The organism is Rhodococcus chondri, from assembly GCF_036327435.1.
In the GTDB taxonomy this organism is placed as follows: Bacteria; Actinomycetota; Actinomycetes; order Mycobacteriales; family Mycobacteriaceae; genus Rhodococcus; species Rhodococcus chondri.
The window spans coordinates 1-12,885 of record NZ_JAUZMZ010000029.1 but is presented as its reverse complement, the minus strand read 5'-3'; the positions used below and the strand labels follow the sequence as shown (position 1 = coordinate 12,885).

Annotated in this window: 14 protein-coding genes and 1 pseudogene; 6 read left to right on the top strand and 9 right to left on the bottom strand. The window is 67.1% G+C overall.

Annotation, left to right across the window (positions count from 1 at the left end):
- Positions 1–2: 2 nt before the first annotated feature.
- The 6 genes and pseudogenes from Q8814_RS07520 to Q8814_RS07495 all read right to left on the bottom strand — a co-directional run bounded on the left by Q8814_RS07520 (position 3) and on the right by Q8814_RS07495 (position 4,838).
- The gene (locus Q8814_RS07520) at positions 3–455 is read right to left on the bottom strand and encodes a hypothetical protein (protein WP_330151394.1); all 453 of its coding nucleotides are present in this window, start codon (positions 453–455) and stop codon (positions 3–5) included.
- A gap of 111 nt (positions 456–566) precedes the next feature.
- Positions 567–647: pseudogene (locus Q8814_RS26515) on the bottom strand (hypothetical protein); the annotation flags it as partial.
- Positions 648–1,928: 1,281 nt separating this feature from the next.
- Positions 1,929–2,312: a VOC family protein gene (locus Q8814_RS07510; RefSeq protein ID WP_330151392.1), complete on the bottom strand. Its 384-nt coding sequence runs from the start codon at positions 2,310–2,312 to the stop codon at positions 1,929–1,931.
- 111 nt (positions 2,313–2,423) lie between these two features.
- Positions 2,424–3,212, bottom strand: a complete 789-nt coding sequence (locus tag Q8814_RS07505; protein ID WP_330151391.1) for a pirin family protein — start codon at positions 3,210–3,212, stop codon at positions 2,424–2,426.
- A 16-nt stretch (positions 3,213–3,228) separates the two neighbouring features.
- Positions 3,229–4,236 carry a pirin family protein gene (locus Q8814_RS07500; RefSeq protein WP_330151390.1) on the bottom strand — a complete coding sequence of 336 codons (1,008 nt, stop codon included), beginning with the start codon at positions 4,234–4,236 and terminating at the stop codon, positions 3,229–3,231.
- A 95-nt stretch (positions 4,237–4,331) separates the two neighbouring features.
- Positions 4,332–4,838: a VOC family protein gene (locus Q8814_RS07495; protein ID WP_330151389.1), complete on the bottom strand. Its 507-nt coding sequence runs from the start codon at positions 4,836–4,838 to the stop codon at positions 4,332–4,334.
- A 107-nt stretch (positions 4,839–4,945) separates the two neighbouring features.
- Between Q8814_RS07495 and Q8814_RS07490 the strand changes: the two genes are divergently transcribed.
- From Q8814_RS07490 to Q8814_RS07475, 4 genes are all read left to right on the top strand, one after another.
- A complete protein-coding gene (locus Q8814_RS07490) occupies positions 4,946–5,416 on the top strand; it encodes a MarR family winged helix-turn-helix transcriptional regulator (RefSeq protein ID WP_330151388.1) in 471 nt (156 codons plus the stop codon).
- A gap of 32 nt (positions 5,417–5,448) precedes the next feature.
- On the top strand, positions 5,449–5,931 hold the full coding sequence (locus Q8814_RS07485) for a carboxymuconolactone decarboxylase family protein (protein WP_330151387.1): 483 nt from the start codon (positions 5,449–5,451) through the stop codon (positions 5,929–5,931).
- A gap of 70 nt (positions 5,932–6,001) precedes the next feature.
- Positions 6,002–6,439, top strand: a complete 438-nt coding sequence (locus tag Q8814_RS07480) for an SRPBCC family protein (RefSeq protein WP_330151386.1) — start codon at positions 6,002–6,004, stop codon at positions 6,437–6,439.
- Between the two features lie 141 nt (positions 6,440–6,580).
- Positions 6,581–7,045 (top strand): acyl-CoA thioesterase, encoded by a 465-nt coding sequence (locus Q8814_RS07475; protein WP_330151385.1) that lies wholly within the window; start codon positions 6,581–6,583, stop codon positions 7,043–7,045.
- On the opposite strand, the gene Q8814_RS07470 is transcribed toward Q8814_RS07475, so the two are convergent.
- The 3 genes from Q8814_RS07470 to Q8814_RS07460 all read right to left on the bottom strand — a co-directional run bounded on the left by Q8814_RS07470 (position 7,016) and on the right by Q8814_RS07460 (position 11,465).
- A complete protein-coding gene (locus tag Q8814_RS07470; RefSeq protein ID WP_330151384.1) occupies positions 7,016–7,705 on the bottom strand; it encodes a GNAT family N-acetyltransferase in 690 nt (229 codons plus the stop codon). The genes Q8814_RS07475 and Q8814_RS07470 overlap by 30 nt on opposite strands.
- A 23-nt stretch (positions 7,706–7,728) precedes the next feature.
- Complete coding sequence (locus Q8814_RS07465) at positions 7,729–10,332, bottom strand: multicopper oxidase domain-containing protein (protein ID WP_330151383.1); 2,604 nt, start codon at positions 10,330–10,332, stop codon at positions 7,729–7,731.
- A 110-nt stretch (positions 10,333–10,442) separates the two neighbouring features.
- Positions 10,443–11,465: an Rv2578c family radical SAM protein gene (locus Q8814_RS07460; protein WP_330151382.1), complete on the bottom strand. Its 1,023-nt coding sequence runs from the start codon at positions 11,463–11,465 to the stop codon at positions 10,443–10,445.
- 120 nt (positions 11,466–11,585) lie between these two features.
- On the opposite strand from Q8814_RS07460, the gene Q8814_RS07455 reads away from it, so the two are divergent.
- Both Q8814_RS07455 and Q8814_RS07450 read left to right on the top strand, forming a co-directional pair.
- Complete coding sequence (locus Q8814_RS07455; protein ID WP_330151381.1) at positions 11,586–11,921, top strand: type VII secretion target; 336 nt, start codon at positions 11,586–11,588, stop codon at positions 11,919–11,921.
- Positions 11,921–12,885, top strand: a 965-nt coding sequence (locus tag Q8814_RS07450; protein ID WP_330151380.1) for a hypothetical protein, incomplete at its 3' end; no start/stop codon positions are given. The genes Q8814_RS07455 and Q8814_RS07450, both read left to right, overlap by 1 nt.

Genomic DNA, 12,885 nt, shown 5'->3' with positions numbered 1-12,885 from the left:
GTTCACGCACCGCGCAGGGTCCGCACCAACTCGGCCGGCGAGGGTGTGGGAGCGGTGACCAGATCGAGCACGGCCGCGTTCCGGTCCGCACCGACCGGGTGAAGCCCCCCGTAGTTGTGCCACTCGTGCCCTACCGGCAGTAGGCGGGCGCACACGGTGTCACCGGGGCGAATGTTCTCGCCGACGGTGCGATCGAGAACGGTACGGGGATCACCTGCCGGAACGTGCCGCAGGGTCAGGCCCTCGTGGGGGCGCACCGCGTCCACTCGGAACAGGTCGAGGTGGGCGTCGTGCCAGCTGTCGGCGAGATCGCGTTCGTCAGGGGGCAAGAACGCCGCCCACTGCTCGACGAACGCGTCGAATGCTCCACCGTCGAACAGGACGACATCGGCCACCAACTGCATCGCCTCCACATCGACCGACTCCCCGAGAACCGCGTCGAGCTCGGAACGCATTGCGCTCCAACGTGGTTCGTCGAGGATCAGACTTGCCTTGGCGTACAACCACACCGCCCGCTCGGACAGCGAGGCGTCGACCTTGCCGAGATGACACACCTTGTACTTGCGGCCGGACCCGCACCAGCATCGGTCGTTTCGCCCCAGGTCCGATCGCTCGACCGGCTTGAAATGCTGCAGAAACGGATGCATCGGATGGTCGGTCCCGTCGGGTGCTCGCTCGAGCAGCAGCAAGCCGGTGGTGCTGTCGCCGCCCATCGCCGCGAACGTCGCCAACGCGTGCAGGGTCGGAGCGAAATTCGGGTCCTCGGACGCCGAAAGACGGTATCGGCGTTCCGCTTCCACAAGATCCCCGTCGGCCTGCCGGGCGTGGCCGACGATCCAGTGAGCACACGCGCGCGCAACTCGAGGACCTCTGCGCAGCAGATGTTCGCCCGCGTCGGCCACGCACCGCGGCGGGAACTCCAGTCGGCCGAGCGCCTGGTCGGCACACACACCCGCGCGGTGTGCGGATCGGCGAGAGCCCGGAAGTCATCGGGGTCGCCGAAGTGCGAGTCCACTGTCGCGCCGTCGACGACGGAGTCCTCGCCCACCAGTGAGCCGACGAGTGCAAGAAACGACATGGCAGCGCGAGCGGACGCGGCATCCAGTTCGAAGGCGCGCGCAAACGACTGCCCCGCGGCGGCCACGAGGTCCGACTCCTCCGCGACCCGCTCGGGCGAGGCGGATGCGGCAGTCAGCCGGTTGCCGCTGCGGGCGAGACCGAATTCGGAGAGTTGTTCGCTCACCGGCCGGCAGGTATCCGCGGCAAGCGCGGGATCGCGAACCAAGGCGTCGAGCAGGTCGGTCTCCAGGTAGGCGGCGCCCTCCGGGCCGGGCAGGTGCGCCGTGACCGTGGCCAGCCATCGGCCGAGCGTTCCCGCCTGCACATTCTGTTCCGGACGCGGCTCGACGACCATCGCACCATCGTGCACCGTCGCAGCTATCAGTTCTCCGGATGCGCTGCCGGCCAGAAATCCCTCGGGAAGCAGCACGACACCGAATTGTGCCCAGGCCACATCGGTGAGACCTCGCGCGTGCAAGATGTCGTCGTCGATGCCGGGCATCGCGACACGAATCGAGGTATCGAGACTCGGAATACACACCGGCAGTAGCACATCGAACACGGCGATCGCGTCCGCGTCGATCTCGGCCGAGGTGAGCCGATGGGTGAAGACGCGGCCCTCGAGCACCGCGTCGAGCGCGACGAAACGGCCGTCATCGGTCTGCGCGACCACCGGGTCGTCGAGTGCGTCGCCGAACTCGAGTGCATTCGCGATCTGCTCGGCGTCGCCGAAACCTTGCTCGGACAGGGCGCGGGCCAACTCGCGCGAACCGAGGGGGCCGCGAGTTCGGAGCAGTGCCGTCGCGGCGGGGCTCAGGGCGGAGAAGTCGTCCACGGGGACGAGCCTAGTGCTCGACGGAGTCTGCCCGTCACGATCCGCGTGCGGTCTCCCACAGGCCGATCATGTTGCCCTCCGAATCGGAGAAATACGCCGCGAAACCCATGTCGCCGACCGGGGACTTCGCCTGGACCGTGCGTCCACCGAGAGACTCGATCTTTGCAAGTGCCGCGTCGATGTCGTCCACGTCGACCGTGACGACGGGCGCAGTGGCTTCACCGCGTTGCATCATTCCACCGTTGATGAAGCCGGGCTCGGTGGACATGCCGTCCTCCGAGACCGGACCGGTCGTGACGATGGTGTAGTCCATCTCGGGCATCTCGGAGATCTGCCAGCCGAAGGCGTCACGGTAGAAACTTCGCGCGCGGTCACCGTCGTCGTAGGGAATTTCGAAGTGCACGATGCGGCCTGTCATGACGATCCCCTTCGGTGCGGTCCGTGGCCGCTGCGGCTGCGTCGGCCACGTCCAGGGTAGGGCGCATCAGGGGACGCACACCAGGCCCGCGACTACGCCCGGCGCCCGACTTCAGGCTCCGCCGATGGTGGCGCGCATCTCCCAGACGATGACCTCGGCGCCGGTCGCGGTGGTCAGTTGCTGACCGCCTCCGCCGCTGATCCGTACGGCATCGCCCTCGGCCAGTGGTCCCACTCCTTCGAGAGCTGCCTCGCCGCGGGCGACGAAGACGTGCAGGAACGGCGCGTCCGGCAGTTGTACCGGCTGTCCGGGCTGCATGCGTGAGACATGCATGGCCGCGTACTTGTTCGTGATGCGGATAGCGGAGTGGTCGGCGTACTCGGTCATGCCGGACGCGACGGGAACCAGCCCGCCGGAGAGCAGTTCGTGATCGATCTCGAGTTGCTCGTATCCCGGTGTGATACCGGCTTCGTGGGGCAGCACCCACATCTGGACGAAGTGCACGGGATTGTCGTGGCGCTGCGCGTGGGTGCCGGTGGCTCCGTCGAACCGCCACGAGTCGTTCTTCTCCGAGTGCAGGATGCCGGTTCCGGCGCTCATCCGCTGGGCGAGTCCCGGATAGATGACGCCGGAGTGCCCCGTCGAGTCCTGGTGCACGAGCGAACCCTGCAGCACCCAGGTGATGATCTCCATGTCCTGATGTGGGTGGGTGTCGAAGCCGCGGCCCGGGGTCACGATGTCGTCGTTGTTGACCATCAACACTCCGTGGTGGGTGTTGACGGGGTCGTAGTGGTGACCGAACGAGAAGGAGTGCTTCGAATCCAGCCAACCGATCTTCGTCGTGAAGCGGTCGCCGGTGCGGCGTACGTCGAGGGTGGGTTCGTCGACAGTGGTGTTCATTCGTACGTCCTGTGGGTCAGCAGGTGGGATCTGCGGTGGGCGGATTGCGACGGGGTTGGATCCGGGCGTTCGGTAGCGACGGCGCGGGGAGCCGGGCGACCTTGCCCGTGTAGCCCTCGACGTGGCCGAACCTGTCGGATTCGCGTTGCCATTCGTCGCGGAAGGCGACGATCTCGTCGTGGTTGCGGCCGACGAAGTTCCACCACATGACGATCTCCTCCCCGAAGGGGGTTCCGCCGAGCAGAACGATGCGGGCGGTCTCGTCGGTGAGGTTGGTCAAGGTCAGGGCGGGCACGCCGGTGCCGACGTAGCCGAGAGCCGCGCGCTGGAGAGTCGTGTCGAACAGGCTCACGCTGCCCGTGTCGACGAGCACGCCGTGCTCGAACGCCGGGTCGATGTCGAGGGTGAGGGCGGCACGTGGTTCGAGGGTGATCTCGGCGCCGAGAAGCGGCGTGAAGGTTCGGACGGGCGAGGTGTCGCCGGCGAGTGTTCCGAGAAAGACTTTCGCGGTGCCGCCGGCGAGATCGACCGTGCCGGGCGCGTGGTGCTGGAAGTCCCGGGGTGCGTGTCGATGGGCATCGGGCAGGGCCACCCACAACTGCACCCCGTGAAGGGTGCTCGTGGCATCGGTGGAGACCTCGGAGTGGCAGATGCCGTTGCCGCCGGTCATCAGGTTCACCTCACCGGGACGGACCATGGCGTGCACACCGTGGCTGTCGCGGTGTTCGATCTCACCGGTGAACAACCAGCTGACGGTCTGCAACCCGGTGTGCGGGTGCGGCGCGACGTCCATACCACCGGTAGCCGACACATCGTCGGGACCGTAGTGGTCGACGAAACACCACGCCCCGATGAGCGAGCGCTGACGCTGGGGAAGCGTCCGGCGCACGGGCATCGCGCGGGGCCCGCCGAGCGGCACCTCGCGGGAAGTGATGATCTCGACCCGGGGGTTGCGGACATCGCCGACCGGAAGGTCTTCGGTATGGCAACGAATCTCGCTGGGAGCGGCGTCGGTATTGCTCATGATGATCGAGGCCTTCCGGTCGTCGTACGGGCGTCTACCCGCCAGTGTGCGTCAATACGTGTCGGTTGATGAACCTGTCGGCGAGCATGGCCCCCTCAGAGAACCTTCGAGCCGTACATCTCGCCGAGGGGGTCGGCGATGAGTTCGAGTCGCTCCCCGTCGGGGCCGCGGAAGTACAGCGACACCTCACTGTGTTCGACGAGTTCGACGTCCGCGGCGATCAGCTTGTCGCGCAGCGTTTCCCACCGGCTCGGCTCGACACTGATTGCGATGTGGTGCAGGCCGCCGAGAACCTCCCGGTACGGACCGACGTCGAGTCCGGGAAAGTCGAAGAAGGCCAACAGATTTCCGCTGCCGATGTCGAAGAAGAAGTGGGAGGAGCCGGGATAGTCACGATTTTCGATGAGTTCGGTAAGCGGAAACTCGAGGACTTCCTGGTAGAACCGCACCGTCCGCTCGACGTCGCTGCTCACCAGGGCGGTGTGATGCAGTCCTCGCGCCGACGACGCGGGCCGAGTCCCCTCCGGTAGGAGGTAACGGGCCCGGATGCTCTCGCGTCGGTCTTCGAATCCTGCCCGGGGAGACGGGATACCGGCGGCCATCGCAACCCTCCTTTGTGCGGCCGACGCATCCGGCGGCCATTTCGTTGAATGTCTAACCATCATGCACGCATCTAGTTGCTTAGTCAACTACCTGGTATGCTGGGCACATGGACAACACGAAATGGCTCGACGACGACGAGCAGCACCTGTGGCGTTCCTACCTCGACGCCACCCGCCTGCTGTTCCAGCAGCTCGACAAACAACTCGTCCGCGACGCGGGCATCTCGTTCGCCGACTACGAGATCCTCGTCCTGCTGTCGGAAGCACCCGAGCAGCGGATGCGCATGCGCGATCTCGCCGACGCGAGCACCACCACCCGCAGCGGGATCACCCGCGCGGTCACCCGCATGGAAAAGGCCGGATGGGTCCGCCGCGCGGGATGCGAGACGGACAAGCGCGGCGCGTGGGCAGAACTGGGCGACGGAGGCGCCGCGAAGCTGGCCGAAGCCGGGCCCGGCCATGTCGACGCCGTACGCAAGAACATGTTCGACGTGCTCACCCCGCACGACATCACCGCGATGACCCGCGCTTTCGAAGCCATGCGCGAACGCATGCACGAAGACCGCCGCGACCGGTAACGTCCGATCGACGAGACCAACGAGGGAGCCCCATGCCTGCAGACACCCCCGACACGCGCGTTCCGATAGACAAACAGACACGCCCGGTCTACCGCGCGCAAGTGGCCGTCGCGGTCGCGGTACGCGAGGCGGTGCAGCAAGCGGGCCTCGACCGCAAACTCGTCGAACTCGTCAATATCCGCATCTCCCAGATCAACGGGTGCGCGTACTGCCTCGACGTGCATATTCGCGATGCCCTCAAGGGCGGCGAGAAGGCGCAGCGAATTGCGGTGTTGCCGGCCTGGCGCGATACGGACCTGTTCACGGACGTCGAACGCGCCGCGCTCACCCTTGCAGAGTCGGTGACGACGCTGCCGTCCTCGTACGAGCAGGACCGCGCCTACGCCGAAGCCCGCGCATGCTTGACCGACGAGCAGCTCTCGGCGGTCGTGTGGGTGGCGATCGCGATGAACTCGTTCAACCGCATTTCCATCGTCAGCCGCCACCAGGTCCGACCAGACGACTGGAAATCCTGAATCTGCGCTTGGCCCCGACCTCGACCGGGTACGCGGTACCCACATTCCGACACCGACGAGGAGGGACATCATGGCGGTCACCGTTTCCGATCGATTCGACATCGACGCCGCCCCCGAGCAGGTGATGCGCGCACTCGAGGATGTCGAACGCATCCCCGAGTGGTCGGGGGCCCACCAGAGCGTCGAGGTGCTCACCAGGGACGACGTCGGCCGCGCCCGCCGGATACGCATGACGTTGTCGCTGTTCGGATTCTCCGACACGCAGACGATCGAGCACGACTGGACCGAACGTTCGACGTCGTGGACTCTCGTCGAGAGCACGATGCAGCGCAGCCAGGAAGGCGAATACGCGCTGGAGCCGAGTGAGCGCGGCACCCGCGTGCACGTCACCATGTCACTGGAGCCGAAAGTCCCGGTTCCCGGGTTCGTCCTGCGGCGAGGCCAGAAGCACGCCATCGGAGCCATTCGCCGAGGGCTGACCGACTTCGTCCTGTCCCGATACGCCTGACCCCGGACCCGAGGTGGGCGGTGCGCTCTGCCGATCCTCCTACGGCACGGCCGAGGGAACGAGACGGTCCCCTCGTCACGGCGGAACCGTTATCGATATGTTGGGGAACGACCGGCAGGCACTCACGACAAGGCAGTACTCATGCGCCACGACCCTCGACGTTCGATGCTCGACCGGTACCCGCTGCGGCGCACCGTCACCCCACTGTTCGGCGACACCGACGCACTCGGACACATCAACAACGTGTCGATCGCGCGGTACTTCGAGCAAGCGCGCGTGCTCATGCAGGAAGCGCTGGCCGCCGATCTCGGTGAACGTGCCTTCGAGCGTGCGGTGCTGGCGAACATCGAGATCAGCTATCTCGCGGAAGCGTTCTATCCACACGACATCGTCATCGGGGTCGGCGTCGAGAAGATCGGCACGTCCTCGCTCGTGCTCGGGTCTGCCCTGTTCCAGCGCGACCGATGCGTCGCGCTGGCACGGTCCGTCGACGTCGGCACCGGCAACAGCGGGGGCGCCGCCCCGATCGCCGACCACGTGCGGGACATCCTCGAGAAATACCGGCTGGATCTCGCGTCAGAGCAGGAGCGGCCGGGGATCGAGTAGCGGCACGGTCGGCGCTGCCAGCGCTGCCCACAACGCCGTCGTCTCCGGATCGTCACCGACGTGCCCTTCGATACCTTCGAGGTTCCGCTCCAGGAAACACCGCACGGTCGCCGAGTCGACACCGTCGTCGCGCCGGCAGGCCGGATCGACGGCGAAGGTCATGAGGAGCAGATTCCGGACGCGATCGCCATCCGACCGCAGCGCCGGCTGGAAGTACGGCACGTCGATCACCTCCGCGCCCTCGCTTGCGTAGAATCTCAGCCGGCGCACGGGATCGCCGAAGCCGTTGTCCCGGTGGTGGCGGGGGTCTTCGACCTCGCCGACGACGAGCAGCGGCGCGATGCTGCGCCGCCACTGCGCCATCACCGCACGCAACACCTCACGCCCCACCCCGCCGCCGCGTTGGCCGGGGCGCGTCGCGAGGTATGTCACGAGCAGCACCCGGCAGTCCGGAAACCATTCGCCCACAGCGCCCCCGATGATCTCCCCGGTCGCAGCGACAGCGAGTGCTGCCCGCATCGCACCGGCCGGATCGTGGAGCCCGGCAAGCAGTTCGGCGCGTGGCGCCAGTTCGGAGAGCGGGAACGAGGGTGCGAGCACCGCGTCGTAGAACTCACCCAGTTGTGCCGGCGTCACCTGCCGTGAATCGACGATATCCATGACCTCATTGTGGGACACGACAACTATTCGACGACAATTCTCCCTGTGGCGCCGCGGTCGGCGTCGAACATCCGGTGGTTGAGGAACGTGTATGTCCCGGGTTCGAGGAATTCCATCTCGACGAATCCGCCCTGTGCGACACCGAGATCGAGCGCTTGGGCACCTCCTCGGTCGGGATTGTCGGGGCGAAGCAGATAAGCACCTTCCTTGTAGACGGTGTCGAACTGGCTGCCGACGACGTGGAAGCTCACTCCTTCGTGGGGTCCGGCGGCAAGCACCCAGACACGGATGCGGTCACCGACCTGCGCGCGCAACGGTCGATGCAGATATTGATTCGCAAAGCCGTTGAACATCACCAGGTCGGGGGTGCCGGCGGCCACCTTGTCGGCATCGGTCTCCCCGTCCCCGAGGTAGGCCTCGGACTGCACAATGACGTATTCGGCGTCCACCGGCGCAAGGCTCGGCGGGTCGATGACGACGGCGCCGAACATGCCCGCGGCGATGTGCACCGCCATCGGGGCGGTCGCACAGTGATACATCCAGACCCCGGTGTGCTCGGCCCGGAACCGATAGACGAGTTCCTCGCCCGGATTGATGGTGCGCATCGGCTCGTCGGGTCCGACCATGCCGGCATGGAAGTCGATGGAATGACCCATGGTTCCGTTGTTGACCATGGTGATCTCGAAGATGTCGCCCAGTTTGCCTCGCAAGGTCGGTCCCATCGGTTGCCCGTCGTACGTCCACATGGTCTGTGACGTTCCGGCCCCGTATTCGCCGCGAACTTCCGTGATCTCGAATGTGTGCCGGTGTACGGTGCCACCCGGCGCGGGTGCGAGAACGGCATCGCGGGCAGCGAAGTCGTCGTCCGGTTCGCGGGCGAGATCGACAGCCTGCGCATCGGGTGCTCCGGCGCCACCCGACTCGTGGTCGTGGGCGTTTGTCGCGCCGGCGCCGCCCTCGGCCACGATGTGGAACACCATGCCCTGTTGCCGGTGTCCGACGATCGAGCACCAGCCTTCGATATCGGATCCGACGATCCCCGCGTCGACGGTCGCGGACTCCCCCGGCGCGAGCCGGCCGGAACTGTGACCGGTGGCGAGGACGAGATCGTGCACCTGATCGTCGGAGTTCGTGACGGTGATGACGAGTCGGTCACCCGCGGCCACGGTGACGGTCTCGGGCGTGAACCGCATGCCGACCGCCTCGACCTGCACTTCTGTCGTGTCGCCGGTGGGTGCCACGCCCGCCGAGGCATCCTGCTGTCCCGCACTCCCGCCGCCGAGCCCGGACATGACCGCGGCGACGAGGGCGAGACAGGCCAGCGCGGCGGTGGCCTGCATTGCGCGGTGATGCATCGTCGGCGTGTGGTCCGGCGCCGACTGTCCGGACATGACCGCCCGGCGTCCGGCGACGGATGCCTTGGCGCTGGTGACCATGACCGGCAGGAACAGCACGAACGCGGCCATCACCAGCGCGGAGATCCCGACCCGCATCCAACTCGACAGCGGCAGCAGCCACAACACCAGTCCGACATTGATCACGACGATTCGCCACACCCACCAGCGGTTCATCTTGTCGACGCCGGCACCGACCACCGCCGGTCCACCGCCCATCATGGTGGGCAGCAGGTGGCTCATGACTCCGAAGAGCAGTTGCGCCGCGAAGCCCGCCAGAAACGGCACGGTCATGAGTGTGGCCCGCTCGGGATCCATCGGCCCGGTCGCGAGGATCACGGCGAGGGTCGCAAGGGATCCGACGAGCCACAGCATCGCTGCGGTGATGGACGCGGGCGCATAGCCGTTCGGCGGATGCGTGACGGCCCCGCGCAGCATCGGAACGGCTACGACCAGCCAGCCGATCAGGTAGAGACCGCATCCGATTGCCGCGACGAGCGGATGACCGGAGAGTGCGCCGAATGTCAGGATCGCGATCCCCGCCAGCATCAGCGCCAATGCCGCGGGACGCCGACCGCCCCCAGGATTCTCCATGCCGATCAGCCGGGGGTACAGCACGGTGAGAACGCCGGCCGCGGCGAGACCGAGAAACCCGAGCAGATTCATCGCCTGGTGGGCGAGGAGAAAACCGGCCTGGGTGCGGTCGGTGAGACCGTAGGCGAGGGTGGCGCCGAATCCCGCTCCGACCGGGAGCATCGCCGAGGACGCGACGAGAAACCACACGCTCTGCACATGCTCGGCGGCGCCCTGACCGTCGCCGGCACGCCACTTCTGGGCACGGCGAATCAGCAGGAGCAGCGAGATCGCATGCCAGGCGACCATCGTCCCGACCAGGACCGCGCCGACGACGGTGACCGGAAAGAACCCGCCGACCACGCCGACGACGGTGACGACGATGCCCGCATTGAGAAGGTAGATCTTGACCAGCTGTGCTCCGCGTTCGGTCTCGGGCAGCTGATAGCCGAGAAAGCGTTCGGCAAGGGTCTGCGACCACACCACGATCGAGTTGGTGACCGCACCGAGCGTGAACAGGTGCACCAGAAGCCATCGGGATTCGGGCAGGAACGGGTGGGTGAGCCCGGCCAGGATCAGCAAGACGAGCCAGACACGCACGGGCTTACCCGCGCGCTGGTGCCAACTCTTGGGTCGCTTCGCTGTGCGCGTCGTCGTCACGCCTCGATGTTAGGCCCGCGCAAGCCACGTTTACTACGAGTGGTCGTAGTCGTGCCCTCCCGGGCTCTTCGGCGCCTGCGTCGACCCGACGCTCTACTACGGGCCCCCGCTCAGAACAGGGTGAGTGCGCCGACCGGCTCGGGCTCGCGATCGGGGGGATTCTCGTGCGCTGCGCGGTGCGCGGCTTCCCGAGCCGCGAGACCGTACTGCTCGATGAGTGGCCTCACCCGAGCGTCGAGCCAGCGCGTGTATTCGGGCGGCAGGTAGGCGCCGCGGCCGTAGAGGCGGCGATAGCGCCTCATCAGCGCGGGATGCTCGGTCGCGAGCCAGGACAGGAACCACCCGCGCGTCGAGCCGCGCAGGTGCATCGGAATCACCGTCACCCCGGTCGCCCCGGCCTGCGCGATCCGGTCGAGAAGACTGTCGAGATGCACGACCGAATCGGTGAGGTACGGGATGACCGGCGCCACCATGACATGGCAGGGCAGACCCGCATCAGTGACCGCGCGGATGAGGTCGAGCCGCGCCTTCGGCGTGGGGGTACCCGGCTCGAGTTGCTGCTGCAGATCGTGGTCGCCGATCGCCAGCGAGACGGCGACCCGGACATCGACCTGCTGCGATGCCAGCGTGAGCAGCGGCAGGTCGCGGCGCAGCAGCGTGCCCTTGGTCAGGATCGAGAAGGGTGTGCCGGACTCGGCGAGTGCACGGATGATTCCGGGCATCAGACGGTAGCGACCCTCGGCGCGCTGATACGGATCGGTATTGGTACCCAGCGCGACGTGCTCGCGCTTCCAGGACTTGCGGGCGAGTTCCCGGCGCAGGACGGCGGCGACGTTGGTCTTGACGACGAGTTGGGTGTCGAAGTCGTGCCCGGCATCGAGGTCGAGGTATTCGTGAGTGGGCCGCGCGAAGCAGTAGCGGCATGCGTGACTGCAGCCCCGAAAGGTGTTGATCGTGTAGTGGAACGGCAACCGGGACGCTTCCGGGGTCTTGTTGAGCGCGCTCTTGCACAGCACCTCGTGGAAGGTGATGCCGTCGAACTCGGGGGTTTGCACACTGCGGACGAGCCCCGCCCGATCCAGCCCGGGGAGTGCACCCTCGTCGGCGTCCAAGGTTTGAGCTGCCCACCGCATAGCAACAGTCGAACACCTGTTCTGGAAGGTGTCAAGCGATACCTCGAATTCACGTTCGACAGACTCGCCCGTGCCCCCGACTCGCGCTAGAGTGCACCCACGCTGACTCGAGGGGGGTTGATGAGCGGTTTCTTCGGCGGTGCCGGAATCAGGGTGGTACCCGAGGGCATACGGTCCTTCGGAAACACGAATCTCCATGCCGCAGAACAGATTATGCGCTCCGGTACGGTAGATCTGCAGGCCAATGTGGCCGCTCTGAGCCCCGCGCTGGGACTCATCGGCGGCGACTTCCTGGCCGCCTTCGCTGCCGCACAGAGCGCGCACACCCGCAGTATCGGGGACCTCGCGGTGGCCTACGCGTCGAACGGCGCCGCGGCACACGACGCCGCTGCCGCGTACGAACACGCCGATGCCGCAACGGGGGCGACACTCGGACACACCGCGGGGATGCTGTGATGCACCCTCCCGCGAGTACCGAAACCTCCCCCACCGTGCTCGACGCGCTACGCGCCTCACCGGTCGGGCCCGTACTCGATATGCCGCTTCCTCTCGACGTTCCCCTTCCCACACTTCCCCTTCCCACACCACCGGCCTCGAATCCCGTCACCGAACTGCTGCAGTCGATTCCGGTGCCGACACTGCCGGATCTCGACCGGTTGCTGCGACCTCTCACGGATCTCGGGGCGATGTTCGGCACGGGCATCGTCGAAGCGCTCGACCCCGCCGCGATCCTCGGACAGTCGTCGCGATTGCTCGACACGGCGGGCGCACTCGGTCGCAGCGCCCTCGACGCGCTTCCCGACTCGTGGGAAGGCGAAACGGCCGAAGTCGCGGCCGAGCACGGCCGACGGGCCCGGGTGGCGGCCGGCGAGTTGAGCGATCGAGGCGACCGCATCGGGGAAATCACTCGCGCCGCAACCGCATCCGTGGAGCGCGGCAACATCGAACTCACCGGCATCGCACAGTCCTTCGTCGCCTTCCTCACTGCGGCCGCCCCCGTCTCGATGACACCACCGGGTCAGGCCGCCGTCGTCGCGGCGGCCGTCGAACATACGCAGGCAGCATTGGCCGTCGTGGCGCGCACCCGAGGGGAGCTGACGGGACATACGACGGCCATGCACGCCTTGACCGCCCCGATACCGGTACCGCCCCCGATCGCCGGAGCCCGGGCCCCGCGGCCCGATCCGGGCGCACTCACAGGAGCGACGGCCGATGCCGCCTCCGCGCTCGCATCATCGTTGCCCGCCTCGCCGAGCCCTGCCTCGACGGTGCCGACCGCACACGCAACCGGATCCATGGTCGGCGTCTCTGCTGCGACCATGCCCGTGGGTTTCGGTGGCGGCCACAGCGGCGGCGCCGTCCTCGGCGGGAGCCCGGTCGGTGGCGGGACGGCCGGCATCGGCGCCGCCGGAGCATCGAC

Excerpts from the sequence above, each read along its gene's own strand:
- Q8814_RS07520 (WP_330151394.1), bottom strand. The coding sequence starts at position 455 with ATGCGTTCCGAGCTCGACGCGGTTCTCGGGGAGTCGGTCGATGTGGAG.
- Q8814_RS07510 (WP_330151392.1), bottom strand. The coding sequence starts at position 2,312 with ATGACAGGCCGCATCGTGCACTTCGAAATTCCCTACGACGACGGTGAC.
- Q8814_RS07505 (WP_330151391.1), bottom strand. The coding sequence starts at position 3,212 with ATGAACACCACTGTCGACGAACCCACCCTCGACGTACGCCGCACCGGC.
- Q8814_RS07500 (WP_330151390.1), bottom strand. The coding sequence starts at position 4,236 with ATGAGCAATACCGACGCCGCTCCCAGCGAGATTCGTTGCCATACCGAA.
- Q8814_RS07495 (WP_330151389.1), bottom strand. The coding sequence starts at position 4,838 with ATGGCCGCCGGTATCCCGTCTCCCCGGGCAGGATTCGAAGACCGACGC.
- Q8814_RS07490 (WP_330151388.1), top strand. The coding sequence starts at position 4,946 with ATGGACAACACGAAATGGCTCGACGACGACGAGCAGCACCTGTGGCGT.
- Q8814_RS07485 (WP_330151387.1), top strand. The coding sequence starts at position 5,449 with ATGCCTGCAGACACCCCCGACACGCGCGTTCCGATAGACAAACAGACA.
- Q8814_RS07480 (WP_330151386.1), top strand. The coding sequence starts at position 6,002 with ATGGCGGTCACCGTTTCCGATCGATTCGACATCGACGCCGCCCCCGAG.
- Q8814_RS07475 (WP_330151385.1), top strand. The coding sequence starts at position 6,581 with ATGCGCCACGACCCTCGACGTTCGATGCTCGACCGGTACCCGCTGCGG.
- Q8814_RS07470 (WP_330151384.1), bottom strand. The coding sequence starts at position 7,705 with ATGGATATCGTCGATTCACGGCAGGTGACGCCGGCACAACTGGGTGAG.
- Q8814_RS07460 (WP_330151382.1), bottom strand. The coding sequence starts at position 11,465 with ATGCGGTGGGCAGCTCAAACCTTGGACGCCGACGAGGGTGCACTCCCC.
- Q8814_RS07455 (WP_330151381.1), top strand. The coding sequence starts at position 11,586 with ATGAGCGGTTTCTTCGGCGGTGCCGGAATCAGGGTGGTACCCGAGGGC.